Raw genomic sequence first — 23,846 nt, 5'->3', positions numbered from 1 at the left:
CTCACGAATGAGAAATGTTATCGTTTGAACCAGTGTGAAGAAGGATCAAGAGGAATGCCGCTTTCATCACAGCCGATGATAGTGCCGCGCTTCTCCATCCTCTGCTTCGTTGAGTCATGATGCTGCTTGCACAGTCCCTGCCAGTTACTGCGGCTCCAGAAGAGCTTCTGGGCTTTGCTTATGGCATCCGCATCACCAGATCGAAGAGCCTCTTTCAGTTTATGCGGAATGATGTGGTCAACAACCGTTGCTGCTGCCACCCTTCCCTGATCCCGGCACATAACACAGAGAGGATGTGCGCGAAGGAACACCAGACGCTCTCTGTCCCATTTGCTGCCATAGATACGCGGTTCTTTATTCACGCCAGCCTCCACGCCCGGCGGCGTTCTGATCGTGGCGATGAGTCAGGGTGACGTTCAACAGGCTCACAATCAGCATGATCCACCAGCGAGTAACACGGATAAACTACAGCGCCGCCATAGGCATCTCCAACGGCATAATCGGCAGGCTTGCTGCTGTCCCATCGAGAAAGGACTCGTTCAATATGCTGAGGAGGTACGCTATAACAAACGCCGTGTATCAGCCGCGGCAGTGTGATGTAGTCAGCCTGAGTTTTATCAGCGACTATCAGTCGTTCAGCTATTTGCATTTGATATTGAGGTGGTCTACCAGTACCCAGGTAAAAACTCACCAGCGATTCTGGGAAGCGATTAAGCCAGCTCGTGACTGAAGTGAAGAACAAGCCCACTGGCATCGCATCATCTTCAACAACAACTACCCGGCAGGTTTGTTCTGATGCCCATTCAAGCGCGCGTCGGTGATTCCAGTTCGCGCCGTGGTCACCTTCATCGATAAGCAGGTGTGCGCCAATACTCATGGCCAACGCTTCAGCCTGTTGCCGCCTGGCGTGATGGCCAACAACGCAGAACTTAATATCTGTCAGCATCATTATGGGTAAACACCTTATTCCGGGCTCGTCGTGCAACCTCAGCGGCTTCATGCTTGCAGTCAAAGTAACCAAGGTGATGACGGGTACCATGCTCTTTATAGTGAGCACACCATTTCTTCATATCCCGATTCCAAGTAACGCCACGAAATCCTGACGCAGAGGAGTGACGGTGCCTGTTTTCAGCGTTTTGCTTTGGTGTTGCTATTCGAAGATGTTTTGGGTTTACGCAAAGAGTGTTATGGCAGGTATGGTCAATCAAATATCCGTCTGGGATAGGTCCGTTGCAAAGTTCCCATGAAGCTCTGTGTGCAAGAATCATCTTTCCAGGCCCGCCAGCAGTAACTCCAGCTTTCAAATGCCCGTAAAATAAATACTTTCCACCGCCTATAGGACTCTTTCTCTTAGCCGCATTCCAGATCCAGCATTCATCTGGAGAAGCAACAACGACCTTTTCCCAGAATCTTTCACTGAAAGTTCTGGTCTTTTTCATATCAGCCTATTTGTGTTTAAACCAGGCGCATTCTTTGCCAATACCATCAGTCTTAAAAACTGTGTGGATGCGCGGGCCGGTGACAATGCGATCGCCAAAAGACTTAGCGACAATGCCAAAAGCGATCATATCCCCCACCGCGGCGCCTGCCTGTTCTTTCTTCCAGAAACGATAGCTCTCGATCCGGTAGTAAAGACGGATTATGCCGTGAGCGAACGCCATCACATCAGCGCGGGTACCACCCAGCAGCCCAGCGTTAAGCATCACATCGTTGCGGTGCGCTTCAATGAACTCCTGATAGATGCTCTCCGGGTGATTCTGCTTTGCCCAGGTATCGGCGTAGGTCTTTGGTTCTGAACCGACGTACACCTTTCCGGGCTCCATTTCTTCCCACGGCGCGCGAAGCATTTCGACATCGGTACCATCGGTACACCAGACGAACCGGTATTCAGGGTTATCTCGCAGGTGCTGCCAGATGTGCAGCCAGCGACGAAAGTAGACATTCATCTTCACGTCAGGTACGAGATACAGCTCAACATCTGTTGGAGCCGTAAGTAATTCATCCACCAGCGCTATACGCCCACACTGGCGAAGCGAGGCCGCCCATTTGTTCAGCATGTCAGGCGAGGCCGCCATTTTTGTGCCGCGCTGCGGGTCAGGCTGACTGGTAAGCAGCGTTGTGATAACCACGTCGCGCTGCTGGCGGTATTCAACGTAACCAGTAAACCCGGCATCACGCCGTTCGTTGTGGATCTTCACGTTACGTTCCACAAGCGCCTGTCGGTCGGGGCGCGGTACCGAACGCTCTACGGCTTCATGCTCATCGAGAGAATGGATTAGCTTTTCTGAACCGACCACATCACCGTAAGCCCACGTCGTCAGGCCAGCGTTATGGATACGTAGCGCGAGGTCACTGTGTTCATACATACCACGGCCGTATATCGGATCGAATCCACCTACTTTCTCAATGGCGCTGCGGTGGTAATACAGCATCACGCCGCGCTGCCCGGTGTAAGCGATGTGCTTATCATCCCGGTACAGGACCGCCATATCCTTCAGCTTATTCGTCCCTGCCAGATCGAGGAACTGGTAAGCCAGGTGTGGCTCGGGTGATTCAATGTAAGGCAAGTGCCAGTTATCAGCGATGGGCCAGGCGTCATCGTCCCACAGGAAGAGATGCTCACACCCGGCGTCCATCAGCGCGGTTAAACTGGCGTTCTTCGATGCAACAATGCCGAGTGATGTTTCATGGTGAAGCAGCTGCACGCCGTCAGGCACTACCGCCGCAGGTTTTGAACCATCATCGACAACCACCACCAGCGCGCCGGCGGGAAGATGCTTCATGTGCTGTTCGAGTGCTCGTTTTAATACGTCTGCGCGCTGATGTGTCGAAATGGCAATGCCGATCCGGGATGAAACGACGCTGGCGGGAGCGTATGGGACACCATCAATAGTGACCTGCATAAAACCTCCCGTCAGTTTCCACGCGACCGTGTATTCCAGAGGATGCCGCCTGGCTTGAGCGCATTGCGAAGAGCATCGTTCACCGCTTCGTGCATCGCCTGTTGCAAGCCAACTACTGAAGCTGTTTGCGCATCAATCTTTGCCTGGAGGGCTGCGAACAAATCGCTTTCGCGTACGGCGGAGATAATGGCTTCGCACATCTCATCATTGAGGCTGGTTTTGGTGGCATTATTACCATCAGCGGGATTAGCCTTATCATGACTAATTTCTCCAGGGAAGCCACCAAAAGACAAACCAACATTGAATGTCGTCTTTTCATTATTGCTGGCTGATTGAGCGGCTTCATGCACCTTATAGCGATCGGCCAGAAACTCAACCTTGCTATGCTCACCTTCAACACCGAGGGTCATGCCAGCTTCGTGCGGCTTGCCTTTGCCGGCGACGTTTAATTTAACGCTATTGCCATTAGACAATACGGCATCGTCGATCTTCGCATCGGTAACGAACACCTCGCCGTTATTAATAATCAGCACCCCGTTCTTTTCGAAAGTCCAGCCATCTTTCAGGACTTTGAATGCATCGCTGTTACGGATTTTGTCATCCAGTTCGTCAACAGCCTGTTGTGCGCCTGATGTGTCCAGCTCAACACGAAGCTTCATTGTGCGTACCAATGGTGCGCATGAGTCATCAGGTACAGATGGTCCTTTATCATCCACTAGCGCTTGCGGACGCTTATTTACCGTGACAGAGGAGGGAAAGTACTCTGGGATACCATTCACCTCACGGCGTGCGCCCCACGCATCATATTTTGCCGTGCCAGCCGCGCTTTGTAGTTCGATTCCTTCATCGGTTTCGATAACGTGAAGGCTACGCATTGCATCTTTTAGGCTTAAAGTTTTTTTCATGTTTACTACCCTTTTAGACGTGAGCCTGTCGCACGGCAAAGCCGCCGAAAGTTAACGGTTTGCCCAGGCTCACAGCTGAAAGACTTTCTTTGATGTGCGCGTGCGATGCGCATAAAAAGCCGCACGATGGCGGCTACTGTCTGTATATCAGGATGTTGCTTTGTATTAGCCCTGGTTAAGGTAAACATTCAGCCCGTCAGTGGTGGGACACTGATTCACGCAAAGAGGAGGAATGGCTGAATAACTCTTCGAAGGAAAAAGGATGATCACCAAAGTAAAAATCAAGTTTATTTCCCATATTGATGGATCGGTATCAGATACCCCCACGGAGCATGCAATTCCCGTAGTTCCATTGACAGTATGGCCAAGTAGCTCAAAAGATATAAACGTTTATAAACCAAATGGATTGAAGGCTGGTGCCTACGCACTTATAGATACCGGAGCAGATCTTTGCTATGTGGATTCAGACTTTGCTGACGATTTAAAACTCCCAATCGCGGAAAAAACAACTGTGAGCGGAGCCACCTCAACAATAGAAACTACAGTTCGGCATGCGGTAATATCGTTCACTGAGGACGAAAGAGTTTTTTCAACAGAATTGACTTCAGTGCCATTGGTAAGTAACGGGAGAAAATTCCAGGTCGTTTTCGGAATGCAACTAATTAAAATGGGCGCCCTTACGATGGATTTTTCCAATCAAGTATTTGAGTTAACATTTTTTAACTAACCCCCCAGGGATACCTCCCTCTTTTGCAAGACTGGATAAGGGCATTGCTTTTGCTGTTTTCCTAGAATCGGTACCAGAATTGAGTTGCGATTTAATATCTTTTAATTCGCTCTCAATTCTCTTTACACGTTCAGCTAAAGTCATGATTGCCTCTTAATAATCGCTTAACATCTACAAAGCCTGCCCGAAGACAATACTTACCATTATCAAGCCCACCCGCAGATGAGCTTTGTAATGGTTACTGCGCTGGTTGAATATCGATGAAGTACTCTTTGCCCTGCTCAAACTGTTCGAATGCAGCCGGGTTCGAGACAACCAGCTGCAATTGGCCGCCAGGCGTGTACTTTGACCATGACTTGTTTTCTTCTGTGTCAGCGGTCACGGGGCTCATGTGAATTGTACGGTGTGAATCGCCATCTGCTTTCTGAATAAAGTGGCAGCGGAATTTAGCGCGAACGGTCATGGGGTTTCCTCGGATAGTAAAAAGCCCCGCTATTGCGAGGCGCTGGTTTGTTTCTGGCAGTTCGCCTGCCACGCTTTGTTATGCGCCAGGATGTCTTTCTTCGTCTGGCGGTCCAGTACATCCCAGTCGTGCGCTGTGCCGTAAATGGGTTTAATCCAATCGCAAGCGGTATCCACTACCTCAACCCTTACGGGTCCAGTTGTCCCGCAGCTCGCGATCAACATCGTCGCCAGGCATATGGTTAACAGTCTGCTGTACATTGCTGGCCTCTTTCGTTGCTTCTACCCGGCGTTCGGCTGCTGTGACCGTTGCCGCTGCGTTATCTTCGGTGCGCTGCTGGTCGGCTTTCGCTTCCTCTTTGCTGGCGCCGCGAATATGGCCCAGGCCAAAAGCGCCTGCAATGGCGGAAATGACCAGTGCGGCCAGACCGATTATCGTTTCGATACCCACATTCACCTCACACCAGAACGGATTTCGCCAGGTTAAACAGCGCGCGGCGTTTATCCAGCCCGTTGCGGCCGCCATTGATTAGCAGCGTAACGCGCTCAACATCGCCGGAATGAAGCAGGCAACCGCGGGAGGAAAAGAACCATGCAGCTGAGCGCGCGGCGTATTCATCCTGTTCAAGCAGCTCCGGATGAGTAACAAGGTCCAGTTTCAATGCGTGACCACAACTGCGATAGTTGCTCAGACCGGTAATCTGTTTCAGCCCACGACCGCGATATTTCCATCCATCACCGGCAACCTGATTGCCCAGGTGTTCTTTTCCCCACTCACCACCGTATACCAGATTGGCGATCGCTCTCTGATTAGCCGGGTGCTCTGCCGTTCTGCCAAGTGCGGCGGCCTGCTGTGGAGTGATGCGGTGGCTGCCGAACGTCGGTACCAGGTTTTCAGCAGCGTAATTCAGGTTTTCCACCAGCCGGGTGAATCTGGTGCTTTCATGCCCCATCTGGGCAATAAACATCGCCTGATCAAGCGGTGTGGTTATGCCGTATTCCTTCATAGCGGCGTCGATATGCGGAAACCAGCGCGCAGCTAACCCGGCGCTGATACCAGCCGCCCTCTGAAATTGTGATTGGTTCATTAGTGCCTCAGTGCATCAACCAGACGTGCTACGTTTCCCCGAGCCCAGAGAACGGCAGCACAAATCAGGACGTTCACCAACACCACAAACCAGTGTGATTCATGGTACAGGCCGAACAGGTAACGGAAAGGGATACTGGCGTACACCAGCACCGTGAAATAAGCCATCAACGATATCAGTGGACGATGTCTCGCCCCTCCACGCTGGTAGAACATGAGGGCAAGAACGATCACCCCGCAGATGATGGCATTCGCCATTGCACTCGGATCACTTGTTACCATTGCTGGTCCCTCCTCCACGTAAACGAGAGAGAATTCCAAACAGGCTACCCAAATCCTGGCTGTTGACGAACGTCAGCAGCTTAATCGCAATAGCGGCTACGATTACCGCGCCCAGCGCATCAAGTGGCCTGTCGCTATACCCCGTCCATTTGGAGAAGTAAGAGCCAAGAAGTGGAGCGCCAATAACGCCGAAGATGAATGAGGTGATGAAGTAGCCCACCAGCTTAAGGCGGCTGATATTAACCGCCGTAGCGACATAGAACACTGCACCAGCGAATGCGCCAAACACCACACCATAATCAATGCCGGTTGCCAGGCCGAACATGCTGGCCCCCATCAGACCACCAGCCGCTACCGTAGTGCCAGAAACAGGATCGGACATTTAGCCCCCTCTTATTGCCGTGAGTCCTCTCAGAACGAGGGGAAACAAAAAAGGCCGCCATTTGGCAGCCCTTAGAAACAACAAAACCCCGCCGTAGCGAGGTTTTTTATATTTTCTTTCTAACCGTGGACATACAAAGCCCATCGTTAGTGTCAAATTACATCAAAAACGGCAACATTGCAAGAAACGTGACGTTAAATTACGCGATATCCGTCAAATTATCGTTTCTTGTGACTTTTTTCAGTTGGGTGTTTGAAAAACTCTCTTCCTGAAAGCAGCGAGAAACAAGCATTTCGTAGAATGGCTTCCAGCTGTAGCGCCAGGTGCGATCAGGAAGGCTTGGAAGTTCAGAGAATATTCCACGGTAAGCAACAGATGATTTTGGTCTGCTGTAGCCGCGCCCTTCGCAGCGCTTGCATTGCTTATAAACAGGTAAGCCTTGCAGCTCCGTTGCTTTACGGTCCAGTGTCTTTCCTGTTCCTCCACACTGGCAGCGCTTACTTATTTTCCCGGTACCGTTGCATTTTGCGCAGAGTGATTGCTCCACGTTCTTCACCTCCCGCTTCTTTTCGAAAGAAGATGGCGACTGTCCAAGGTCTTTTGCCCACTGAGGAATTCTCATTGTGTAATGGCTTTTGGTGACCGTACCGACTTTTTCAATAAGACCTTTACCGTTGCATTTTGGGCAATCGGATAAATCAGCGGCTGACGATGCATAGTCGTTATAGGCGAACTTAGCGAGGATAAGCATGCAGAGAGGGAATTTCTTTCCGGCGAGACGGCGTACTGCAAAAGGCGCGGATTGTTTGGCATATTCAGCAAGCCAGTTAATCGAGGCGTCTCTGTCCTGCTTGCTTACACCTGCCTTGCCCAGATACATGGCAAGACCAATTCCGGCGTCTGCCTGTGTCATGCCCAGCGCAGCCATAACATCAGTCACCGTCAGCTGTTCGCTGGCAGTAGCGCGCACACTGTCGGAAATATGCATTCCCTTCGGGGCAAAAAATTTAACAACGTTATCGAGGTCCATGAGCGTCTCCACTTACGCCAGTACGCCGATTTCCAGCGCACGATCTAAAAACCGAAACAACAGCTCCAACTGGTCGCCGTGCTTCGCTTCAAATGCCACAGGATCAGCGTGTAACTCATTGTGATGTGCTCTGCACAGCGGTATCACAAACAGGTCATGCGCTTTGGTACCCATTCCACCCTGCCCGTGGCCTATCAGGTGGTGGGGGTCGTCTGCCGGGTTATTACAGCAACAGCACTGCTGCGACTTTACCCAGCGGGTGTACTTATCGTTCTCCCAGCGGCGGCGCTTTGGCCTCAGCATGAAAGATTCCGGTGATTCAGGATCGACTTTCACCGAGACTATCTTTTTAACCTTCTCCTGGAGGATTTCAGTCGCCGGTAATGACGGAACAATGTCGCTTTCCCGCATTACTGAAGTGTGCGATTCAGGCTTAATCCTGAGGGCTTTGCTCGCCACTGATTCAGGAACAAGGTCAGCAAGATCGTTACGTACCATCCACCAGCAGAACTCAGGAAGCGAAAGAGTGTGGTCAGGGCTGAAACCTAAATCAATATTTACCCTTTCCAGCAGCCATTTTACCAGGTTCTGCATGGCAATTCCTGCCAGTCTTTCAGTGGTTTGCTCACGTAAATGGTTATCACATGACCAGCAAAGACGAATGCTCCCCGGAGCGTGGCGCATAACCGTAAAGTCACTGGCATGCCAGTCAGTGTGAGGCCACTGGCATTCAAATTTTCTCTCCAGCCAGGCATCAAGGCTACTCAATCCACCAGCTCGCTGAATGACCCTCTCGTTAACGAAAATAGCCTGCATGTTGGCATCGTCAGTCAGGGGCTGGTGGGCTTCAGGGATTATTCCAGATGGCAGATGCTGTATGGCTTCGGATGGTGGCTCAATAACTACCCTTCCCTGACGGAATAGCCAGAGCAGTTCGGTACCAGGACGGAACAGAACCACTCCAGACATCGGCGCAATTTCAGGCGTCAGTATGGCTCTCATGCAATTTGCCCCTTAGCGACATACTCTGCCCAAAGTCCACCTATCCAGCGCACCCCTTTCGCCGTGAAACGAGACTGATTGAACGCATAGTTTGTCTGGTTGGTGGTCCCGGTCTTAACTTCAAATCGGCCTGCTTCGATGTGTTTACTCTTCGGAGTAAGCGCGCGGTTCAGGCGGTACATGATGCCGTTCTCAATGAGGAACATCGCGAACTCGGGTTCTTTGGCGTTAAGAAGCTTGGCAACCTGCCGGAATGTCATTGACCCGGTGGCTTTGACGTAGCGATCAACAAATTCAGCCTTCGGTGCGGCTATTGCCAGTTCTTCACTCAGACGTTGCTTCTGTTCGGCAAGGTCGGCGGCGAGCCTGAGTGCTTCAGGGAGTGTTTGGGGAACAACCATCCCGGCCCCGCTCTCCAGTTCCTGCCAGCGATCAACCAGACGGGCAGTAAATTCCGGACACAGCTGCGCGACGATGACATAGCTGTCTCGCTTATTAACTTCGTAGTAGTGGTAAACCTGCTGGTTCTGAGGATGGGTGTACTGCATTGCAGCATACCCCCCAATCACGCCGGATTTCATCAGTCGCTCGATGGTTACGCAGACATTGCTGTGACGGGAATCAACCAACTTCGCAATTTCACGACTGGACATCGTTATCTGATGGCCCATTGCGGCGGCATGGTGCGTCGGACACGTTACGGTGATGTTCATCTGATTCATGCTCTTCTCCACTTATCAGGCGGCTGCACCCGCCAGAGGTTCATGTTTCTTGATCGATATTTCTACACGTCCACCCGGTACCTTCGGTCCCCACTCCACCAGCATTTTCTGCACCTGACTGTCATCCTCCCAAATGCCAGCATGCGTAAGCGCATCAAACAGAGCCTTGTTGTAGTTGTCGATGTCGCGGCGGCGGGCATCTGGCGGAAAGAGAAGGATCTCCACCGCAGCTGGTGATGATGATGGTTTTGGTAAGCAACGCAGTTGCTCAATGATCGCTGCACATGCCGCGCTCTGGTATGCCCTGCCCTTCTCGCTGATAAGATGGCGGCCTTTTAACGGCCCTTTGTTTGGGGCTCGCCAGTATGTGTTTACGCTCGGTGGGAACGGGAGTATCAGTTTCATGAATCAACTCCATAGCGCCCGTTCAGGCGTCCGATTACGCTGTTGAACATCACCAGGCTTACGCCCATCGGTTTAACCTTCTCGTGGTACTCCTTCAGGATCGGAGACACTACGACATTCCAGCTTGGCTTTGGCTTCTGCTTTAGGGCTTTTTTGATGGCATCGTTGCATTGACTGGCTACATCACGCACAGCGTTCTCATGCTCGGTAGATAGCTTTTTCATGCGGCGCGCTCCTGTAGTTTTTTCATGGGAACGGCAACTGCCGGTATAAGCTCAACAGCTGGTGATTCAGATTGATTTCCCCAGTGGTCCCAGCCAGGCGCACCGCAACGGCTGAATAGTTCGATGCGTGGAACATCACCGTAAAGCATCTCCAGACGGAAACGCGCCTCTGCTGGCTTCTGGCTGTGCTCACCGAGTGGGCTGTAAATAACCTGCTTGATGCTGGCGCATTTGCGTTCAAGTCCTTTTCCCCTGGTGGCGATTAGCAGGTCTTCGGTATTGGCTCGGGTGTAGTTCCCGCCGTTCATGCGTGTTTGTACGTTCAACAGGTCGAGGAAGTCGTAAAAATCCTCCACACGCCCTGCCTGAAGTGCTTTGTTGATATGCTGCTCTGCCAGTGGGTTGAACTTTACCCAGGTAAAGCCCTTCATCGTGCGGACCTTAAAGCCCCACGCTTCAGCCAGTTCGATAGCCTCGCGGGTGTGGGTTCCGGTAAACCACATAGCCAGAACTGCATCATCGGCAGCCAGGTCCCAAACCGGTAAGCGCTTCATGTCGATCAGTTTCATCGTGTCGTAGTGATCTTCTGCTGCACCGTTACTGGCTTTGTTGTCATAAAGCCAGGCTGGGTCAGCGTAAATCAGTGAGTATTTCATCAGACATTCCTCGCTCGGCCAGCCAGACACCATGCATCAGAGGGTGCTTTCACTTTCGGCGCCATGCTCAGGCAACGCTGACGCTCAATCAGTATCTTCATCCGCTGCTCTTCGTTCTTAGAGCGGTTGAAGGCATCCATCAGAACTGTGGCTGCACGCTGGTAGAGCCCTTTTTCAAACAGGCCTTGAGCCTTATCCATCATTGTGGTCACAGCCGGATTCAAAGCCTCTTCCTGTTCTGATGCAACTGGTGTATCTGCCCGGTTAATTTTTAGTGCAGAACGCCCCTCGCTAACGTCACCACCCGGTGCTTTGGCAAAATACTGGTAGCACTTGCCGTTATGCTGGCGGGTTGCGCGATTCAGTTTGATCAGATGACATACACCGCGCTGAACAGCGTGAACGCCGTATTGAGGCATTGAAGCCGCGATCTGCTTGTTAGTTAACCCAGGATTTTCAGCGATGAAAATTTGAATATCTTTCAGAAGGCTCATGAGTTCGCTCCTCTGAAGCCCGCCGGGACTTTGCTGTAGTCGGTATTCTGGAAGCTGGATTTGAAGATTCCATCCTCACGCTCCCACTTCCCGTTAACACGCGCTGGCCTTCCAGCATTCGCCCAGTTGGTAGCGGACTTCAGGTACGCTGGAAACTTTGTTGGCTGGAAAAGCGTTTGTGGGCGCAGGTAGGCCGCCATTGTTAAATCGTCGCTCCACTTGGCGTTGCAGTAGTCCACCACCAGCGACAGCTCTTCAACGGTGAAGCCCTCCCCGATTCGGGCGCGAATGTTTTGCAGCGAGGTTGTTGAAACCTGATAACGCGAACTGGTCACCTGGTTCAGATGGGTTAAAACCTGTTTAGCCTGATCGGTGATCAACACATCACGGTCTGGTTGCGGCGCAACCGGACAAATAGGTTTATTAGTCTGCTTGTTTAACTCTGTATTAAAGTCTGTATAGAGATAGGATTCCGTACTTTCGCGGCTCCCAAGATTCCTGTTATTCGCGGATTGAGAAACGCAGCTTCGCGGTTTTGATTCCGCATCTTCACGTTTTCCATTTCGTACTTTTGCGGAATCGCTATTTTCTGGAAAGATTAATGAGATTAGAGCATCGCCGTCGATGCGATAATGCTTGGTTGGCGTGCCATTGACCTTTCGAGAACACGTCTCGATCACGCCAGGCAGATACTTGTTTACCAACTTTTTAACCAGCCGCTCTGTCTGGTCTTCAGTTAATTCGCCCGCCTCAGCTCCAAGCTCCTTGTGAGTTTTATAGAACCAGCCGTCTTCATCCCCAAATGCTGACCAGAATACGAGGTTATTAAGAACTGCTGCCAGCGCATGAGCCTGCTGGTCTTCTTTAAAGAACAGCAGGTACGGCCTGGGAAGAACAATGACGTTCTTCTGGCCTGACATTGACTGGACGATGTCAAAGATTCTGCTCATGGTCGTCCTTTAACTCTGTAAATTTACGCTGGAATTGCTCAAGAGGGCTGAAGCACTCATGATCGTACCCTTCGCGAAGGTATATAACGCGTCGAGTCTCGGGCTCCCATCTGATGACGCGCACCGGGACGCCATAGTGATCTCTGAAACGCCGGTTAAGTTCTCGCATAGCGCTCTCCCCTTCCGACGCCAGACACCCACAATCGCCATAGCCCTGCTGTGGTTACATGGAACCCAGCGGCCTGATACCATCCGCTCATACCGAAACAACGAGGTTCCAACAACGGGAATACCACGTAGTTGCGGGAGACGGTTGTTTACCGTTACACTGTTCATGCGTTAGTTTCTCCACTGATACGACACGCCAAGGGGCCCGGAGCTGCACACTCGCGGGCCTCACCCATTTCTGGGAGGCAATAAACACGGGAAATAAGGTTCAGGAACGTCATGAGAGTGACCCTGAACTGATATGCGATATCGTTAAGACTTTGCCACTCGCTCCGGTCAACTACACCATCTTCAATGTAATGACGGTAAGCATTAACCAGCTCACCAAGCCTCCCCACCAGCTCGGCCAGCTTCAGGCCAATCTCTTCGTTTTCATCATCAGGCACGGCGCCGGGAACGTGAATTCCGTTATCAGTTTCACGAGAGAACGCGTCAGCGATGTAACTTACTCCAGCAGCGCTTTGCAGCACCATTGCCCAGCCCATTGGAAAGATCTGGTCGCCACCAGCACGAAGGCGGTTAAAGAGTGAGTTCTGGGTTTCGTCCAGAATCTCCGCCGCTTCAGCGTATCCGCCTGGCAAAGCGGCAATTGTCTTCCTGATTGCAGCCACCAGCCATGCGGGCTGCTTCTCAACTTTCCATTCAGGTTCTATACCCACGGTTAACCCCTTATCTCTGTGGTTACTGCTTGACTTTAGAATTGTTAATCTTGCTGTAGAGAGAAGCGTCGTATTTCAATTTCCCGTTCGTAATTCTTTCAATGTAAAGGGCCTGTTTTTCTGGGATTACTTCCCCCCATTGACATACGGCACTGTGAGTTACCCCTAAGGCAACTGCGGTTTTAGAAATGCCGCCGTAGTAATCGACGACTGTCCCTTTATGCATGGTTTGAATCCTCATTAGTTAGCATTCTTACATCGTATATGGACAGCATACTTACGTCAATAAAATGTAAGATTGCTAACGTGCATTCCGAGGAGATTTTATGGATACCGTTGGCAGCAGACTGAGATTTAGAAGAAAGCAGAAAAAACTTACCCAGCGCGATGTGGCTGAGTGGGCAGGAGTAAGCGCGTCTGCTGTGACCCAGTGGGAGAGTGATTTAACGAAACTTTCTGGTGAGAACTTGATATTGGTGTGTAAATGCCTTCAGTGTTCGCCAGAGTGGTTGGTTTTTGGTTCAGGCGATATCGAAAATGGCATTAACATCAACTTTATGTCTGCCAGAGAGGTTCCACTCATATCATGGGTGCAAGCTGGTAATTGGACGGAAGTAATTGGAAATCCTAATAATGAACAAGTGAAAACCACTCGAAAACTTTCTGATTCTGCCTTTGCTTTGAGGGTTAAGGGAGATTCGATGACTTCTAGCCAGGAGTTGAGTATTCCTGAGGGTTCTATTGTTATTGTTGAACCAGAGTTCGGCTTCGTGGATGAGGCAAACGGTAAAATTGTCGTTGCTCAAACGGTATCTGGTGGTGAGGCAACTTTAAAAAAGCTGGCGATAGATCCACCGTTCTCGTACCTAATCCCACTGAATCCTGCATTTAAACCCATTGAGGTTAATCAGGAGACCAATCTAATTGGGATAGTTAAACAAATTATCATCGACCTTTAGCGCCTCTGGTTTCTTACAAGCCCGCTGATCATGCGGGCTTTTTCATTCCTGTAAAAATATAGTAAGCAAACTTACAAAATAGACTTGACTGAAAATGTAAGATGTCTAATATTACATCCATCAGCAGCGAACATTGTGGGTAGCAAGTATGAGCACAAGCGCAAACAGAAAGACGATTAAGTTGCCAGCCGGCGAGACCTTTGCGCCTATTAGCAATAAGTGTAAGAGCTGTGGCTATGTCGAATTGACGCTGCATGTAGATTGCAGCGCCTTGAAAGCTCAAACGCAGGTTGTTGAGGCGGTCAGCAAGCGTTACTTGCCATTAATCGAAAAGGTTCCTGGTGAGATTGTCGAAGTAATCATTGGCAAGCTGATCATCGAACTGAGAGCTCTCGCCTTCAGTTACAACGTGACCACAATTTCCACAGACAGCTCCCGCAAAACTGTCAGAACCTTCAGGTATCGCGGTGCTATCGAAGAGTTCGCCACTGCATTCTGGGCAAGAGAACTTAACTTCGTCCATTTGTAATATCCTTCTTGGTTGTGTGAGAACTCCAAGAATACCACCGAGCCTGATGTGGTGAAAAGACAGGCAAATTTTTGATTGCTGTGTGTAGTCTTGGCGGTCGGCAGTTTTGAATGTCCTTAATGTCGACCGCCCCTTTTACACAACTGAAAGCGCGTTCAGCGTTCAACTTGAGAGGCCGTAGTCGTTAAATCAACTCAGGAGAACGCGCTTCCAATTGTGGAGAAGCTAACTGGCGGTGGCAGCCGCCCGTTTCACTAAGTGCCCTGGTTGGGTGCTTATTAAAACGAAACCCCATTATTTTTTGTCGCCAGTCGGCGAGGGATTCGTGCAACCAAAATTCAGCGCTGTGCAGAGCGCGTATAACACGGAGAAACTATCCATGACGAACACACAGAACGTCACCGAGTTACAACCACGCATGACCCGGGAGCAGCTGATCGACGCAGCGCGTAAGGCCGCCCCTCTCCTTCCCCCAGCTTATCGCGGCATTATGACCGAACTGGCTAACCGCCTGGACTATACCAGCGTCGCGCTTTGTGAAGCGATGGCTCAGCGTAAGGAACTGGCTGTTCAGAACGCCACCTTGCGTGAAGATGTCGCAAGCTGGGCGAAAGAGTGTGACCGCATTGTTGAACGCCACACGAAGACCAGAACCAATATGCATTTACTGGAAGCCCAGCGAGAACTACGTGAGTTGTCTACCGTCGTCATTTCCCAAAATAACGAGGTGGCTCTCTGATGGCTAACTCATTCAAGCAAATGACCCGTGACGGGACCATCAAGCGCACCGATACCGGGATGTTCATCAGCCTTGACCAAATCCATGTGCGTGAAGGTTTCAACAAACGCGAAGATGATGAACGTACCCGCCAGGCAGATGATGACCTTTTCAACTATCTGATGAATGGTGGCTCTGTTCCCCCGCTGGAGGTTATCGCCCGTGATGAAGGTGGAGTGTGGGTTGTTGAGGGCCACCGTCGGCGTCGCTGCTATGCGCGCTGTGCAGAAGCTGGTAAGCCAGTAGACCGCATCCATATCATGCCGTTCAACGGTAACGATGTTCAGCGCCTGGCGCGCATCATGACCAGTAACAACCAGCTCCCGCTATCTGATATGGAACAGGCAGCTGTTATTCAGGAGCTTCATAACGCCTTCAACCAGACCACCAGCGAGATAGCAAAGCTGGTTAATAAGTCTGTCCCTACTGTCGAAAAGCTTCTGCTTCTTAGCACAGCCAATCACGACGTTCAGAAAGAAGTTAAGTCCGGGACCGTGTCTGTAGATGTGGCCGTTGACCGAGTAAAAGAGTTTGGCGAAAAGGCCGGTGAGGTTCTTCAGAAGGATAAAGCTTCTGCTGCCGCCAGGGGGAAAAAGAAAGTCACCCGCAGCGTTATAGCGCCGGAGATTAGCGTTAAGAAAGCGCGCCGCCTTGTTGAGTTGATAAGCCTGGCCGGGATAAGTGACACGGGCATCATCTCTCTCGAAGGGTTGGCGCATGCAGAAGCCATGGAAATTATCGACGAGCATAAAGCCATAGCTTCACAACGTTCAGGAGCACCAGCATGAAACTGAATTATGAAGAACTTGAAGCTAGATGCGCGGCGCTGGCTGCGGAGAATGCGGGCGCTCGCAATGCGGTGCAGGTATTTTGCGATGTAGTTGGTGCAAATACAGACGCTATCTGCGAAGAGGTCGGGCAGGACGGTGTGAGGGCCATCCTTGCAGCAATGAGCGCAACGGGGAACATGCCAGCGACCGACGCTTTCCTGGCTGAAGTGCGGGCGCAGGCCCACAAGGAAGGCGCTCACTTTGTTGCTAACAGGATGCTGGCCGCATGGGATGCTGGTTTTATCGACGACACAGCAAAGAACGCGGCAGATATCGCGCGGATGATCCTGACGTCAACAGAGTTTATGGCTGGTGCGCCAGTGGATGATTTCGACCGCTCGTTCGCTGATGGCGTACTCGAAGACATAGCCGCCCAGCTTCGCAAAGGGGTGCAGTCATGACTCGCATCCGTAACTTTGGCTGGAATCGACTCAAACTGGCAACTCTGTCTTACGACGAACTCAATCAGCTTGAGGAGCAGGTGAAGCTCGAACACGCCTGCAAAGACGGCATCCACATGTACGACAAAGCAGGCCGTGACAAGCTCGATTCTCTGAGTTGGGCCGTATACAACAAGCAGAAGCAGGAGTCCGCCCAATGAGCAACATCGATAAACAGGCGCTGCGTGAAGTTGCGGAGAGAGCAGAATCCGATAGTTGGGGTTATGATCGCGATGAATTCAATGAGGCTCTAACCCCGTCCACCGTGCTGGCGCTGCTGGATGAGCTGGAAGCCAAAGACAAGCAGATCGACGATCTGAAAGCAACGGCGGCACATTCCAATGCTGGATGGACGGAGGCGCATAGACAGGAAGCCAGGGCTGAAGCCGCAGAGAAACGGATTGCTGACCAGTGCGGAATCATCGCATCGGCGAGGAAGTTCATCAGCGAGTACGCTGGTCTTGGTGATGTTGGCGCTGCTGAGTTCATAAAAATAATCGACCGCGCCGCAGTCGGTAAAGGAGAGGCATCATGAACACTCTTACCAAAGAATGGCTACTGAAGACCATCGCGGAGCTCGAAGAAGAGCGAGATGCTGTGCCTGGCATCGTAAACGAAGATGCTGCGATGTCTCTGGCGGCGATGAAGATTGCGCTGGCATCGCTCGAAGCGGAGGCTGTGTGCGTCATCGACCAGTCCAATCTTGATTATCTCAAATCTGGCTCCGATGCAGACGTATGGCCTGCGTCCAGAGCAGAGATGGGTGATGTGCTTCTGTATCGCTCCGCCACGCCAGCGCCGGTATCTGTGCCCGCTGCGATGGAAATGGATGATGACTTTGACAGCTCGTTTGAACACGGAAAAGCTGTCGGCTGGAACGCCTATCGCGCAGCCATGCTTCAGGGTGCCGATCGACCACAAAACGAACCGGAAAATATTCCAGCCACACAGTTTAAGCCGGTAGCAGACCTGTACGGCTTAACCTCACCAACTGGTGGCGAAACATCATTCACTTTCGACGCTGTTGAAGCTCGTGATTTCATTGATGGCGGTTGGTCATGCCAGGAGTACGTGGAGCTTGAACGCTTTCAGGAAGCGATAACCAACCATACCGAGGATAAGCTCGCTATGGTTGACCATTCCGGTGACTCCAACAATATGGTTGAACCTGTAACGACGGCTTGCAAGTTGCTTGATGATTTCGACTTCGACCGCTTTAACGATGTCGTGTGGCTGGAGGCCGTGGCAAGCAATCCGCACATGCATTCACTAACAACATCGACTATCGCTATGGTGGCTCTGGAGCTGAACAGGAAATTAGCCGATCGTAACTCTACGGTAATTCAGGATGGCTGGGTGGCTTGCAGTGAGCGGCTTCCACCAGAAGGATACGAGCCAGATGGTGGTGCTGTTTGCTATCTCGTTTGGCACAAAAATGAAGTTGACTGCGGTCCGCTATACAGCATCAGCAATGTGTTTTTCCTCCGTAAACATTGGGAGAAGAACTTCACTCACTGGATGCCACTGCCAGCAGCACCGCAGCAGGAGGTGAAGTGATGGCTAACCCATTCGACGTGGTGATGTCCGTGCTGTTGGTTATCAGTGCACTTCAGGGCATGGGGTGGCTGCCATGGTGAGCAAACTTAAACAGCGGCGCCTGCGCCGCCTTAAAGCCGACGTGGCCTGGTGGCGCGAAGAGGCGGAGTATTGCCGCTCCCGCCTGCTGGAGCTGGCTGGAGAAGTCGACAGGCTCAAAAAGCTAGTCATCCGCGTGCCGATGCCGGTTCTCATGCCGAAGGAGATGGTCCATCAGATCTATTACACCGAAACAAAAAGATGTCGTACCTGCAATGATGGGCTCCGTGGTGGTTGCTCATCTTGCATTTTCTATATGAGATAGCCGGGTGCAGCCGGTTAAGTGGAGAGCTATACGATGAGCGGACAAAGCCAACGTTTTCTTACCCCTGATGACCTCTATCAGCTTACTGGTTATCGCCGCCCCTCCCTTCAGTGCAAAGCGCTGAAAGAAAGCGGTGTATTTTTTGTACCACGAAAAGACGGCAGGCCGGGAACTACATGGGATCATGTAACTAATCCTGCTGGACTGAAGCTGGTAGTGAACAATCCAGAGGAAGAAGAACCAAACTTTAAGGACATGTAATGCCTAGAATCCGCAAAAACCCAGAAGATAACTGGATGCCGCCCCGCGTTCGCCGGGGCAAATCAGCCTATGAGTTCAGAACGCCAGACGGCAGAACTGTGAGATTGTGCAATCGCGATCTTACCAAGTCTCAGGTCTGGGCTGCCTATGAAAACTTCATCAACGATATCAAGGTTGGTTCCAACTTCCATGCTCTATGCGAAGAGTTTTTTAACTCTGGTGATTTCCATGAGCTGGCAACAGAAACCAGAAAGGATTACCGGAAATATGGTTCAAAGGTAAATGTCGTTTTCGGCAAAATGAAACCAGAAAACATCAAGCCAGAGCACATCAGAAAGTATATGGACAAGAGGGGGGTTAAGAGCAGAGTTCAGGCGAACCGAGAGAAAGCCTTTATGTCGAGGGTGTTCAGGTGGGCATATGAGCGCGGCAAAGTGAAAATGAATCCATGCCAAGGCGTAAAGCAGTTTAAAGAGCAGGCGCGCACACGGTACGTGACGGACAAAGAATATGATGCACTATTCAGTGTTTCGTCGGTGCCGGTGAAAATTGCTATGGAGTTGGCCTATTTATGCTGCGCACGCCAAGGAGATATTCTGGATCTTAAAAAGAGTCAGATACTGGATGAAGGGATTCTAATTCAGCAAAGTAAGACGGCAGTGAGTCAGATTAAGGCGTGGACAGTGCGTCTATCAAATGCGATCACCCTAGCCGATTCCCTTCCGTTAAATACTGGCATGGTGAGCCTTTACGTGATCCACCAGCAGTCTGGTTCTCGTTATACGCGTGATGCCTTTAATGCTCAGTGGATGAAGGCGAAAAAGTTAGCCGCAGAAAAATTTCCTGAGCTCGAATTTAACTTCACGTTCCATGATCTGAAAGCTAAAGGGATATCTGATCTGGAAGGAACGCTGCATGAGAAACAGGAAATCTCAGGCCACAAAAATGCTTCGCAGACAGCAAGATATAACCGAAAAATATCTGTAGTGCCGGTGGTTGGGGGGCAGTAATGCCCTCTTTCTCTGGCGAAGTCGAATGGCGAAACAATGGCGAATGGCGAAAAATAGACAATAAAAAACCACCTCTCGGTGGTTTATACGACACTGCTTATCATTGATTTTATTCAAGTTTTCCCATGGTAGCCGGAGTGGGACTTGAACCCACACAGCGCGAACGCCGAGGGATTTTAAATCCCTTGTGTCTACCGATTCCACCATCCGGCCAGGGAAGAAAGTGGAGGCGCGTTCCGGAGTCGAACCGGACTAGACGGATTTGCAATCCGCTACATAACCGCTTTGCTAACGCGCCTTAAATCTGTTGTCTTTCGACCTGCACCCGCAAACTGCCGATGCTTTAATCTGGAGCGGGAAACGAGACTCGAACTCGCGACCCCGACCTTGGCAAGGTCGTGCTCTACCAACTGAGCTATTCCCGCATGTCATCAAGTAACTATTTAACGACTTCCTAACCACTTGATTTCATTATCGTCCGGCTAACTGTGCCGCCGTTCGATGCGTTGCATTCTACTGATATGACGTTATGAGTCAACGTTATTTTTTGCATCTCAGGACCGTTTGCTGAAAATTAAGCCGAAACGATCACTGTTCAAGCAAATCACCGCGCGCAGCGTTCAAATATTGCAGCATTGACCACAATGTCAGCACCGCCGCAACCCACAGCAGACCAATGCCGGCCCACTCAACCCAGGCATTCGGACGCCACAGCATCCACACCAGCGCCGCCATCTGCGCAGTGGTTTTAACTTTCCCAATCCAGGACACCGCCACGCTGCTGCGTTTACCCAGCTCCGCCATCCACTCGCGCAGGGCAGAGATAATAATCTCACGTCCAATCATGGTCGCGGCAGGCAGCGTCACCCACCAGGTATGATAATGTTCCGCCACCAGCACCATCGCGATTGCTACCATCACCTTATCCGCAACCGGATCGAGGAATGCGCCAAAGCGGGTGCTCTGGTTCCAGCGACGCGCCAGATAACCGTCAAACCAGTCCGTCACGGCAGCGATCAGGAAAATAAGCGCACAGGCAAAAGGCGCCCAGACGACCGGCAGGTAAAATGCCAGGACGAAGAACGGAATGAGCACAACGCGAAAGAGAGTGAGCAACGTAGGGATATTAAATCGCATGATGACGGTAACTGTCTGTTGTCAGTAAAATTTAGCTCTATGTTGCTACAGAGCCCTCAATGTTTCAACGAGTAGTAGATCTTTTCTGCCAGCCCTTGCGAAATACCCGGCACTTTTGCAATTTCTTCCATACTGGCGTTGAGTAATCCTTGCAATCCGCCCATATACTTCAACAGCATCTGGCGACGTTTTGGCCCGACGCCTTCAATCGTCTCAAGGGTACTGGTATTTTTCACTTTCGCCCGTTTTTTACGGTGCCCGCTGATGGCATGATCGTGCGACTCATCGCGAATATGCTGGATCACGTGCAGCGCAGGGGAATCCGGCGGCAGGCTAAAGCCCTCGCCTTCCGGCTCAAAGAACAGCGTTTCCAGGCCAGCCTTACGATCTGCCCCCTTCGCTACCCCTAGCAGCAGCGGATGGTTCTTGTCCCACTCTACGTCGAGCGATTCGAATACCGCCTTCGCCTGCCCCAACTGCCCTTTCCCGCCGTCGATAAGGATAACGTCCGGGATTTTGCTCTCTTCAATCGCTTTACCATAGCGACGGCGCAGCACCTGGTTCATGGCGGCATAATCGTCACCGGGCGTAATGCCGGTGATGTTATAGCGACGATACTCTGCCCGCAGGGGGCCATTCGCATCAAAGACCACACACGACGCCACGGTCTGCTCACCCATCGTATGGCTGATGTCGAAGCATTCCATGCGTTTCACTTCCGGCAGCTTGAGCAGCGTAGCAAGGGCGGTTAAACGCTGGCTGACGGTCGACTGCTGGGACAGTTTGGTGGTCAGCGCCGTGGCGGCATTGGTTCGCGCCAGCTTCAGATAACGTGCGCGATCGCCCCGCGGTTTCGTCTGGACATTCACCCGGCGGCCTGCCAGCTCTGAAAGCGATTCCGCCAGCAGGGTTTTATCGTCGAGCGTGAAGTCTAGAAGGATCTCCGAGGGCAGCGTACGCATCTGGCTGCCCTGCAAATAAAACTGGCCGACGAAAGTCTCCACCACTTCACCCAGCTCGGTGCCGCCAGGCACTTTCGGGAAGTAGCTGCGGCTGCCGAGCACTTTACCCTGACGAATAAACAGCACGTGAACGCAGGCCAGACCGGCGTCAAAGGCTACGCCGATAACATCGAGGTCGTCGCCCGTATTAGAAACAAACTGCTTCTCGGTCACCCTGCGCACCGCCTGGATCTGGTCGCGGATGCGTGCGGCCTCTTCAAATTCCAGCGCCGCGCTGGCTTTTTCCATACGAGTAATCAGTTGCGTCAGCACCTGATCGTCTTTCCCGGCTAAAAACAGGCGGACATATTCCACCTGCTGCGCGTACTCTTCTTCGCTTACCAGCCCTTCAACGCACGGCCCCAGGCAGCGGCCAATCTGATATTGCAGGCACGGCCGGGAACGGTTGCGGTAGACGCTGTTTTCACACTGGCGAACGGGGAAGATTTTTTGCAACAGCGCCAGCGTTTCGCGTACGGCATAACCGTTCGGGAAAGGGCCAAAGTATTCACCCTTCGCATGATTAGCGCCACGATGCATCGCCAGGCGAGGATGGGTATCACCGCTCAGGAAGATAAACGGGTAGGACTTATCATCACGCAGCAGGACGTTGTAGCGCGGCTGATACAGCTTGATATAGTTGTGCTCAAGCAGCAGCGCTTCCGTTTCCGTATGCGTTACGGTGACATCAATGTTGTGTATAAGTGCGACCAGCGCTTCGGTTTTACGGGAGGCAAGGTTGCTGCGGAAATAGCTGGAAAGGCGTTTTTTCAGATCTTTTGCCTTACCGACATAGATAACCGTACCGCCAGCGTCGTACATTCGGTAGACGCCCGGCTGGCTGGTGACGGTTTTTAGAAATGCTTTTGAATCGAACGCTTCACTCACTGACTTATTAACGACTCCGCATTGCACAAACCATGGCGAATGGCCAGGTGAGTCAGTTCGACATCACCGTGAATGTTCAATTTACTGAACATCCGATAGCGATAGCTGTTGACCGTTTTCGGGCTGAGATTCAACTGCTCTGAGATCTCATTCACCTTCTGACCTTTAGTGATCATCAGCATAATCTGCAATTCGCGCTCAGACAAACTGGCAAACGGAGATTCCGTTTTTTCCGGTTCAATCTGACTCAGAGCCATCTGTTGAGCAATATCAGAAGCGATGTAACGCTGCCCGGCGTATACGGTGCGGATCGCATTGACAACTTCCTGCGGCGCGGCGCCTTTACTGAGATACCCGGCAGCACCCGCCTGCATAACCCTGGCAGGCAGCGGATTTTCGGTATGGACGGTCAGCATGATAACTTTGGTATCAACGAACATGCGCGCGATTTTGCGCGTGGCTTCAAGCCCGCCAATACCGGGCATGTTCATATCCATCAGCACCACGTCTGCGGAGTTAGCGCGACACCATTTGACGGCATCTTCGCCACAGCACGCCTCGCCGGCAACTTTAATACCCTTTATATCTTCAAGAATGCGTCGTATCCCTGCGCGCACCAGTTCGTGGTCATCAACAAGAAGGACGTTGATCAAAGGAAATGTCTCCAGAATAGGGATAACGCTACTGACTGCTAATTGGGTTTATATTAACGGTTTTCCATGCAAGATTAAAACGCTAAAAAATCGGCTATACGATTCTGGTCTCGTTTTTGGAAATTAGGCTGTACAGCAAGTGGAAAGAAAACCCTTGTCCGCTGGGCTTTTACCGCTATTTTCTAGCATCGATATTCAAAAAGTTACTAAAACAGTTGTTAACTCAAACGAAAAAGAGCGCGCGATTTTTTGTAACAACAATTAACGAATGACGAACCGGGGATAAACATTTAATTGCCGCTAACATATTGGACAGAGTACCTTCATAATCCGCGTCGACCA

At 51.3% G+C, this 23,846-nt stretch carries 38 protein-coding genes and 3 tRNA genes; 11 read left to right on the top strand and 30 right to left on the bottom strand.

The annotated features are described in order from the left end of the window. Nucleotides 1-17 precede the first annotated feature (17 nt). The 5 genes from ACOTX4_RS22930 to ACOTX4_RS22910 are packed head-to-tail and all read right to left on the bottom strand — an operon-like array spanning nucleotide 18 to nucleotide 3,808. The gene (locus ACOTX4_RS22930; protein ID WP_045345562.1) at nucleotides 18-362 is read right to left on the bottom strand and encodes an HNH endonuclease; all 345 of its coding nucleotides are present in this window, start codon (nucleotides 360-362) and stop codon (nucleotides 18-20) included. After that, nucleotides 359-949 carry a hypothetical protein gene (locus tag ACOTX4_RS22925; protein ID WP_074172548.1) on the bottom strand — a complete coding sequence of 197 codons (591 nt, stop codon included), beginning with the start codon at nucleotides 947-949 and terminating at the stop codon, nucleotides 359-361. Before ACOTX4_RS22925 ends, ACOTX4_RS22930 begins: the two co-directional genes overlap by 4 nt. After that, entirely contained in the window at nucleotides 930-1,439 is a 510-nt protein-coding gene (locus tag ACOTX4_RS22920) for an HNH endonuclease signature motif containing protein (protein ID WP_071925305.1), read from the bottom strand. The genes ACOTX4_RS22925 and ACOTX4_RS22920 overlap by 20 nt, the downstream gene beginning before the upstream one ends. A gap of 6 nt (nucleotides 1,440-1,445) precedes the next feature. Continuing rightward, nucleotides 1,446-2,903 carry a glycosyltransferase family 2 protein gene (locus tag ACOTX4_RS22915; protein ID WP_111947036.1) on the bottom strand — a complete coding sequence of 486 codons (1,458 nt, stop codon included), beginning with the start codon at nucleotides 2,901-2,903 and terminating at the stop codon, nucleotides 1,446-1,448. Nucleotides 2,904-2,914: 11 nt separating this feature from the next. Then, nucleotides 2,915-3,808 carry a phage tail tip fiber protein gene (locus ACOTX4_RS22910; RefSeq protein ID WP_234821893.1) on the bottom strand — a complete coding sequence of 298 codons (894 nt, stop codon included), beginning with the start codon at nucleotides 3,806-3,808 and terminating at the stop codon, nucleotides 2,915-2,917. 262 nt (nucleotides 3,809-4,070) lie between these two features. On the opposite strand from ACOTX4_RS22910, the gene ACOTX4_RS22905 reads away from it, so the two are divergent. Beyond that, nucleotides 4,071-4,535 (top strand): aspartyl protease family protein, encoded by a 465-nt coding sequence (locus ACOTX4_RS22905; protein ID WP_058685152.1) that lies wholly within the window; start codon nucleotides 4,071-4,073, stop codon nucleotides 4,533-4,535. Here ACOTX4_RS22905 and ACOTX4_RS22900 read toward each other — a convergent pair. From ACOTX4_RS22900 to ACOTX4_RS22815, 18 genes are all read right to left on the bottom strand, one after another. Further along, nucleotides 4,518-4,679, bottom strand: coding sequence for a hypothetical protein (locus ACOTX4_RS22900; protein ID WP_023303625.1), 162 nt, complete (start codon nucleotides 4,677-4,679; stop codon nucleotides 4,518-4,520). The two genes, ACOTX4_RS22905 and ACOTX4_RS22900, sit on opposite strands and share 18 nt — an antisense overlap. A gap of 94 nt (nucleotides 4,680-4,773) precedes the next feature. Continuing rightward, entirely contained in the window at nucleotides 4,774-4,998 is a 225-nt protein-coding gene (locus ACOTX4_RS22895; protein WP_045345419.1) for a hypothetical protein, read from the bottom strand. Between the two features lie 29 nt (nucleotides 4,999-5,027). Next, nucleotides 5,028-5,174, bottom strand: a complete 147-nt coding sequence (locus ACOTX4_RS22890) for a hypothetical protein (protein WP_410030348.1) — start codon at nucleotides 5,172-5,174, stop codon at nucleotides 5,028-5,030. Between the two features lie 4 nt (nucleotides 5,175-5,178). Continuing rightward, nucleotides 5,179-5,448 (bottom strand): hypothetical protein, encoded by a 270-nt coding sequence (locus tag ACOTX4_RS22885; protein WP_063921751.1) that lies wholly within the window; start codon nucleotides 5,446-5,448, stop codon nucleotides 5,179-5,181. Nucleotides 5,449-5,455: 7 nt separating this feature from the next. Next, the gene (locus ACOTX4_RS22880) at nucleotides 5,456-6,085 is read right to left on the bottom strand and encodes a glycoside hydrolase family 19 protein (protein ID WP_332967367.1); all 630 of its coding nucleotides are present in this window, start codon (nucleotides 6,083-6,085) and stop codon (nucleotides 5,456-5,458) included. Next, the gene (locus ACOTX4_RS22875; RefSeq protein ID WP_049019334.1) at nucleotides 6,085-6,366 is read right to left on the bottom strand and encodes a phage holin family protein; all 282 of its coding nucleotides are present in this window, start codon (nucleotides 6,364-6,366) and stop codon (nucleotides 6,085-6,087) included. The genes ACOTX4_RS22880 and ACOTX4_RS22875 overlap by 1 nt, the downstream gene beginning before the upstream one ends. After that, complete coding sequence (locus ACOTX4_RS22870) at nucleotides 6,353-6,748, bottom strand: phage holin family protein (RefSeq protein ID WP_017145563.1); 396 nt, start codon at nucleotides 6,746-6,748, stop codon at nucleotides 6,353-6,355. The genes ACOTX4_RS22875 and ACOTX4_RS22870 overlap by 14 nt, the downstream gene beginning before the upstream one ends. A gap of 199 nt (nucleotides 6,749-6,947) precedes the next feature. After that, nucleotides 6,948-7,778 (bottom strand): antitermination protein, encoded by an 831-nt coding sequence (locus ACOTX4_RS22865; protein ID WP_053504488.1) that lies wholly within the window; start codon nucleotides 7,776-7,778, stop codon nucleotides 6,948-6,950. Between the two features lie 12 nt (nucleotides 7,779-7,790). After that, on the bottom strand, nucleotides 7,791-8,780 hold the full coding sequence (locus ACOTX4_RS22860; protein ID WP_134385892.1) for a DUF968 domain-containing protein: 990 nt from the start codon (nucleotides 8,778-8,780) through the stop codon (nucleotides 7,791-7,793). Beyond that, the gene (locus ACOTX4_RS22855) at nucleotides 8,777-9,493 is read right to left on the bottom strand and encodes a phage antirepressor KilAC domain-containing protein (protein WP_063845091.1); all 717 of its coding nucleotides are present in this window, start codon (nucleotides 9,491-9,493) and stop codon (nucleotides 8,777-8,779) included. The genes ACOTX4_RS22860 and ACOTX4_RS22855 overlap by 4 nt, the downstream gene beginning before the upstream one ends. A gap of 24 nt (nucleotides 9,494-9,517) precedes the next feature. Continuing rightward, nucleotides 9,518-9,907 (bottom strand): RusA family crossover junction endodeoxyribonuclease, encoded by a 390-nt coding sequence (locus ACOTX4_RS22850; RefSeq protein WP_246928189.1) that lies wholly within the window; start codon nucleotides 9,905-9,907, stop codon nucleotides 9,518-9,520. After that, nucleotides 9,904-10,131 carry a hypothetical protein gene (locus ACOTX4_RS22845; RefSeq protein WP_332934777.1) on the bottom strand — a complete coding sequence of 76 codons (228 nt, stop codon included), beginning with the start codon at nucleotides 10,129-10,131 and terminating at the stop codon, nucleotides 9,904-9,906. The genes ACOTX4_RS22850 and ACOTX4_RS22845 overlap by 4 nt, the downstream gene beginning before the upstream one ends. Next, nucleotides 10,128-10,787, bottom strand: a complete 660-nt coding sequence (locus ACOTX4_RS22840; protein ID WP_111976172.1) for an MT-A70 family methyltransferase — start codon at nucleotides 10,785-10,787, stop codon at nucleotides 10,128-10,130. Before ACOTX4_RS22840 ends, ACOTX4_RS22845 begins: the two co-directional genes overlap by 4 nt. Further along, nucleotides 10,787-11,281: a hypothetical protein gene (locus ACOTX4_RS22835; RefSeq protein ID WP_350360205.1), complete on the bottom strand. Its 495-nt coding sequence runs from the start codon at nucleotides 11,279-11,281 to the stop codon at nucleotides 10,787-10,789. The genes ACOTX4_RS22840 and ACOTX4_RS22835 overlap by 1 nt, the downstream gene beginning before the upstream one ends. Continuing rightward, entirely contained in the window at nucleotides 11,278-12,231 is a 954-nt protein-coding gene (locus ACOTX4_RS22830) for a conserved phage C-terminal domain-containing protein (RefSeq protein ID WP_421635433.1), read from the bottom strand. The genes ACOTX4_RS22835 and ACOTX4_RS22830 overlap by 4 nt, the downstream gene beginning before the upstream one ends. Further along, nucleotides 12,215-12,400, bottom strand: coding sequence for a DUF4222 domain-containing protein (locus ACOTX4_RS22825; RefSeq protein WP_032673528.1), 186 nt, complete (start codon nucleotides 12,398-12,400; stop codon nucleotides 12,215-12,217). The genes ACOTX4_RS22830 and ACOTX4_RS22825 overlap by 17 nt, the downstream gene beginning before the upstream one ends. A gap of 163 nt (nucleotides 12,401-12,563) precedes the next feature. Beyond that, the gene (locus ACOTX4_RS22820; RefSeq protein ID WP_023315870.1) at nucleotides 12,564-13,118 is read right to left on the bottom strand and encodes a YmfL family putative regulatory protein; all 555 of its coding nucleotides are present in this window, start codon (nucleotides 13,116-13,118) and stop codon (nucleotides 12,564-12,566) included. A gap of 22 nt (nucleotides 13,119-13,140) precedes the next feature. Then, on the bottom strand, nucleotides 13,141-13,344 hold the full coding sequence (locus tag ACOTX4_RS22815) for a Cro/CI family transcriptional regulator (RefSeq protein ID WP_044703883.1): 204 nt from the start codon (nucleotides 13,342-13,344) through the stop codon (nucleotides 13,141-13,143). A gap of 100 nt (nucleotides 13,345-13,444) precedes the next feature. Between ACOTX4_RS22815 and ACOTX4_RS22810 the strand changes: the two genes are divergently transcribed. Beyond that, on the top strand, nucleotides 13,445-14,077 hold the full coding sequence (locus ACOTX4_RS22810; RefSeq protein WP_044703881.1) for a LexA family protein: 633 nt from the start codon (nucleotides 13,445-13,447) through the stop codon (nucleotides 14,075-14,077). A 322-nt stretch (nucleotides 14,078-14,399) separates the two neighbouring features. Here ACOTX4_RS22810 and ACOTX4_RS22805 read toward each other — a convergent pair whose 3' ends face one another. Then, nucleotides 14,400-14,600 (bottom strand): zinc ribbon domain-containing protein, encoded by a 201-nt coding sequence (locus ACOTX4_RS22805; RefSeq protein ID WP_080396513.1) that lies wholly within the window; start codon nucleotides 14,598-14,600, stop codon nucleotides 14,400-14,402. Nucleotides 14,601-14,985: 385 nt separating this feature from the next. Here ACOTX4_RS22805 and ACOTX4_RS22800 point away from each other — a divergent pair, with 385 nt between their 5' ends. The 9 genes from ACOTX4_RS22800 (at nucleotide 14,986) to ACOTX4_RS22760 (ending at nucleotide 19,825) form a co-directional block, all read left to right on the top strand. Continuing rightward, entirely contained in the window at nucleotides 14,986-15,345 is a 360-nt protein-coding gene (locus ACOTX4_RS22800) for a hypothetical protein (RefSeq protein ID WP_063159551.1), read from the top strand. Further along, nucleotides 15,345-16,172, top strand: coding sequence for a hypothetical protein (locus ACOTX4_RS22795; protein WP_047720060.1), 828 nt, complete (start codon nucleotides 15,345-15,347; stop codon nucleotides 16,170-16,172). The genes ACOTX4_RS22800 and ACOTX4_RS22795 overlap by 1 nt, the downstream gene beginning before the upstream one ends. Further along, nucleotides 16,169-16,615, top strand: coding sequence for a hypothetical protein (locus tag ACOTX4_RS22790; RefSeq protein WP_063159552.1), 447 nt, complete (start codon nucleotides 16,169-16,171; stop codon nucleotides 16,613-16,615). The genes ACOTX4_RS22795 and ACOTX4_RS22790 overlap by 4 nt, the downstream gene beginning before the upstream one ends. Beyond that, entirely contained in the window at nucleotides 16,612-16,815 is a 204-nt protein-coding gene (locus ACOTX4_RS22785) for a hypothetical protein (protein ID WP_047050266.1), read from the top strand. Before ACOTX4_RS22790 ends, ACOTX4_RS22785 begins: the two co-directional genes overlap by 4 nt. Then, nucleotides 16,812-17,189, top strand: a complete 378-nt coding sequence (locus ACOTX4_RS22780) for an ead/Ea22-like family protein (protein ID WP_049019343.1) — start codon at nucleotides 16,812-16,814, stop codon at nucleotides 17,187-17,189. Before ACOTX4_RS22785 ends, ACOTX4_RS22780 begins: the two co-directional genes overlap by 4 nt. After that, complete coding sequence (locus tag ACOTX4_RS22775) at nucleotides 17,186-18,211, top strand: DUF551 domain-containing protein (RefSeq protein ID WP_236917548.1); 1,026 nt, start codon at nucleotides 17,186-17,188, stop codon at nucleotides 18,209-18,211. Before ACOTX4_RS22780 ends, ACOTX4_RS22775 begins: the two co-directional genes overlap by 4 nt. 73 nt (nucleotides 18,212-18,284) lie before the next feature. Next, the gene (locus ACOTX4_RS22770) at nucleotides 18,285-18,554 is read left to right on the top strand and encodes a hypothetical protein (protein WP_063436767.1); all 270 of its coding nucleotides are present in this window, start codon (nucleotides 18,285-18,287) and stop codon (nucleotides 18,552-18,554) included. A 33-nt stretch (nucleotides 18,555-18,587) separates the two neighbouring features. Further along, complete coding sequence (locus ACOTX4_RS22765) at nucleotides 18,588-18,815, top strand: DUF4224 domain-containing protein (RefSeq protein ID WP_059443606.1); 228 nt, start codon at nucleotides 18,588-18,590, stop codon at nucleotides 18,813-18,815. After that, nucleotides 18,815-19,825 (top strand): tyrosine-type recombinase/integrase, encoded by a 1,011-nt coding sequence (locus tag ACOTX4_RS22760; protein ID WP_045345080.1) that lies wholly within the window; start codon nucleotides 18,815-18,817, stop codon nucleotides 19,823-19,825. The genes ACOTX4_RS22765 and ACOTX4_RS22760 overlap by 1 nt, the downstream gene beginning before the upstream one ends. A gap of 126 nt (nucleotides 19,826-19,951) precedes the next feature. Here the strand turns inward: ACOTX4_RS22760 and ACOTX4_RS22755 are convergent. The 6 genes from ACOTX4_RS22755 to uvrY form a co-directional block, all read right to left on the bottom strand. Further along, a tRNA-Leu gene (locus ACOTX4_RS22755) sits at nucleotides 19,952-20,038 on the bottom strand. 11 nt (nucleotides 20,039-20,049) lie between these two features. Then, nucleotides 20,050-20,123 (bottom strand) — tRNA-Cys (locus tag ACOTX4_RS22750). 51 nt (nucleotides 20,124-20,174) lie between these two features. After that, nucleotides 20,175-20,250: transfer RNA gene (locus ACOTX4_RS22745), tRNA-Gly, on the bottom strand. Between the two features lie 163 nt (nucleotides 20,251-20,413). Next, nucleotides 20,414-20,962, bottom strand: coding sequence for a CDP-diacylglycerol--glycerol-3-phosphate 3-phosphatidyltransferase (gene pgsA, locus ACOTX4_RS22740; RefSeq protein ID WP_003859652.1), 549 nt, complete (start codon nucleotides 20,960-20,962; stop codon nucleotides 20,414-20,416). A gap of 56 nt (nucleotides 20,963-21,018) precedes the next feature. Further along, complete coding sequence (uvrC, locus tag ACOTX4_RS22735; protein ID WP_421635432.1) at nucleotides 21,019-22,851, bottom strand: excinuclease ABC subunit UvrC; 1,833 nt, start codon at nucleotides 22,849-22,851, stop codon at nucleotides 21,019-21,021. Beyond that, nucleotides 22,848-23,504, bottom strand: a complete 657-nt coding sequence (gene uvrY, locus ACOTX4_RS22730; protein ID WP_003859647.1) for a UvrY/SirA/GacA family response regulator transcription factor — start codon at nucleotides 23,502-23,504, stop codon at nucleotides 22,848-22,850. The genes uvrC and uvrY overlap by 4 nt, the downstream gene beginning before the upstream one ends. Nucleotides 23,505-23,846 lie beyond the last annotated feature (342 nt).

Origin of the sequence: Enterobacter cloacae complex sp. IR5459 (genome assembly GCF_049238005.1) — a bacterium.
In the GTDB taxonomy this organism is placed as follows: Bacteria; Pseudomonadota; Gammaproteobacteria; order Enterobacterales; family Enterobacteriaceae; genus Enterobacter; species Enterobacter hormaechei_C.
This window is presented reverse-complemented; position numbering and strand designations above follow the sequence as displayed.

Coding starts and splice junctions, on each gene's coding strand:
- ACOTX4_RS22925 (WP_074172548.1), bottom strand. CDS start 949: ATGATGCTGACAGATATTAAGTTCTGCGTTGTTGGCCATCACGCCAGG.
- ACOTX4_RS22920 (WP_071925305.1), bottom strand. CDS start 1,439: ATGAAAAAGACCAGAACTTTCAGTGAAAGATTCTGGGAAAAGGTCGTT.
- ACOTX4_RS22915 (WP_111947036.1), bottom strand. CDS start 2,903: ATGCAGGTCACTATTGATGGTGTCCCATACGCTCCCGCCAGCGTCGTT.
- ACOTX4_RS22910 (WP_234821893.1), bottom strand. CDS start 3,808: ATGAAAAAAACTTTAAGCCTAAAAGATGCAATGCGTAGCCTTCACGTT.
- ACOTX4_RS22905 (WP_058685152.1), top strand. CDS start 4,071: ATGATCACCAAAGTAAAAATCAAGTTTATTTCCCATATTGATGGATCG.
- ACOTX4_RS22900 (WP_023303625.1), bottom strand. CDS start 4,679: ATGACTTTAGCTGAACGTGTAAAGAGAATTGAGAGCGAATTAAAAGAT.
- ACOTX4_RS22895 (WP_045345419.1), bottom strand. CDS start 4,998: ATGACCGTTCGCGCTAAATTCCGCTGCCACTTTATTCAGAAAGCAGAT.
- ACOTX4_RS22880 (WP_332967367.1), bottom strand. CDS start 6,085: ATGAACCAATCACAATTTCAGAGGGCGGCTGGTATCAGCGCCGGGTTA.
- ACOTX4_RS22875 (WP_049019334.1), bottom strand. CDS start 6,366: ATGGTAACAAGTGATCCGAGTGCAATGGCGAATGCCATCATCTGCGGG.
- ACOTX4_RS22870 (WP_017145563.1), bottom strand. CDS start 6,748: ATGTCCGATCCTGTTTCTGGCACTACGGTAGCGGCTGGTGGTCTGATG.
- ACOTX4_RS22865 (WP_053504488.1), bottom strand. CDS start 7,778: ATGGACCTCGATAACGTTGTTAAATTTTTTGCCCCGAAGGGAATGCAT.
- ACOTX4_RS22860 (WP_134385892.1), bottom strand. CDS start 8,780: ATGAGAGCCATACTGACGCCTGAAATTGCGCCGATGTCTGGAGTGGTT.
- ACOTX4_RS22855 (WP_063845091.1), bottom strand. CDS start 9,493: ATGAACATCACCGTAACGTGTCCGACGCACCATGCCGCCGCAATGGGC.
- ACOTX4_RS22850 (WP_246928189.1), bottom strand. CDS start 9,907: ATGAAACTGATACTCCCGTTCCCACCGAGCGTAAACACATACTGGCGA.
- ACOTX4_RS22845 (WP_332934777.1), bottom strand. CDS start 10,131: ATGAAAAAGCTATCTACCGAGCATGAGAACGCTGTGCGTGATGTAGCC.
- ACOTX4_RS22840 (WP_111976172.1), bottom strand. CDS start 10,787: ATGAAATACTCACTGATTTACGCTGACCCAGCCTGGCTTTATGACAAC.
- ACOTX4_RS22835 (WP_350360205.1), bottom strand. CDS start 11,281: ATGAGCCTTCTGAAAGATATTCAAATTTTCATCGCTGAAAATCCTGGG.
- ACOTX4_RS22830 (WP_421635433.1), bottom strand. CDS start 12,231: ATGAGCAGAATCTTTGACATCGTCCAGTCAATGTCAGGCCAGAAGAAC.
- ACOTX4_RS22825 (WP_032673528.1), bottom strand. CDS start 12,400: ATGCGAGAACTTAACCGGCGTTTCAGAGATCACTATGGCGTCCCGGTG.
- ACOTX4_RS22815 (WP_044703883.1), bottom strand. CDS start 13,344: ATGCATAAAGGGACAGTCGTCGATTACTACGGCGGCATTTCTAAAACC.
- ACOTX4_RS22810 (WP_044703881.1), top strand. CDS start 13,445: ATGGATACCGTTGGCAGCAGACTGAGATTTAGAAGAAAGCAGAAAAAA.
- ACOTX4_RS22805 (WP_080396513.1), bottom strand. CDS start 14,600: ATGGACGAAGTTAAGTTCTCTTGCCCAGAATGCAGTGGCGAACTCTTC.
- ACOTX4_RS22800 (WP_063159551.1), top strand. CDS start 14,986: ATGACGAACACACAGAACGTCACCGAGTTACAACCACGCATGACCCGG.
- ACOTX4_RS22795 (WP_047720060.1), top strand. CDS start 15,345: ATGGCTAACTCATTCAAGCAAATGACCCGTGACGGGACCATCAAGCGC.
- ACOTX4_RS22790 (WP_063159552.1), top strand. CDS start 16,169: ATGAAACTGAATTATGAAGAACTTGAAGCTAGATGCGCGGCGCTGGCT.
- ACOTX4_RS22785 (WP_047050266.1), top strand. CDS start 16,612: ATGACTCGCATCCGTAACTTTGGCTGGAATCGACTCAAACTGGCAACT.
- ACOTX4_RS22780 (WP_049019343.1), top strand. CDS start 16,812: ATGAGCAACATCGATAAACAGGCGCTGCGTGAAGTTGCGGAGAGAGCA.
- ACOTX4_RS22775 (WP_236917548.1), top strand. CDS start 17,186: ATGAACACTCTTACCAAAGAATGGCTACTGAAGACCATCGCGGAGCTC.
- ACOTX4_RS22770 (WP_063436767.1), top strand. CDS start 18,285: ATGGTGAGCAAACTTAAACAGCGGCGCCTGCGCCGCCTTAAAGCCGAC.
- ACOTX4_RS22765 (WP_059443606.1), top strand. CDS start 18,588: ATGAGCGGACAAAGCCAACGTTTTCTTACCCCTGATGACCTCTATCAG.
- ACOTX4_RS22760 (WP_045345080.1), top strand. CDS start 18,815: ATGCCTAGAATCCGCAAAAACCCAGAAGATAACTGGATGCCGCCCCGC.
- pgsA (WP_003859652.1), bottom strand. CDS start 20,962: ATGCGATTTAATATCCCTACGTTGCTCACTCTCTTTCGCGTTGTGCTC.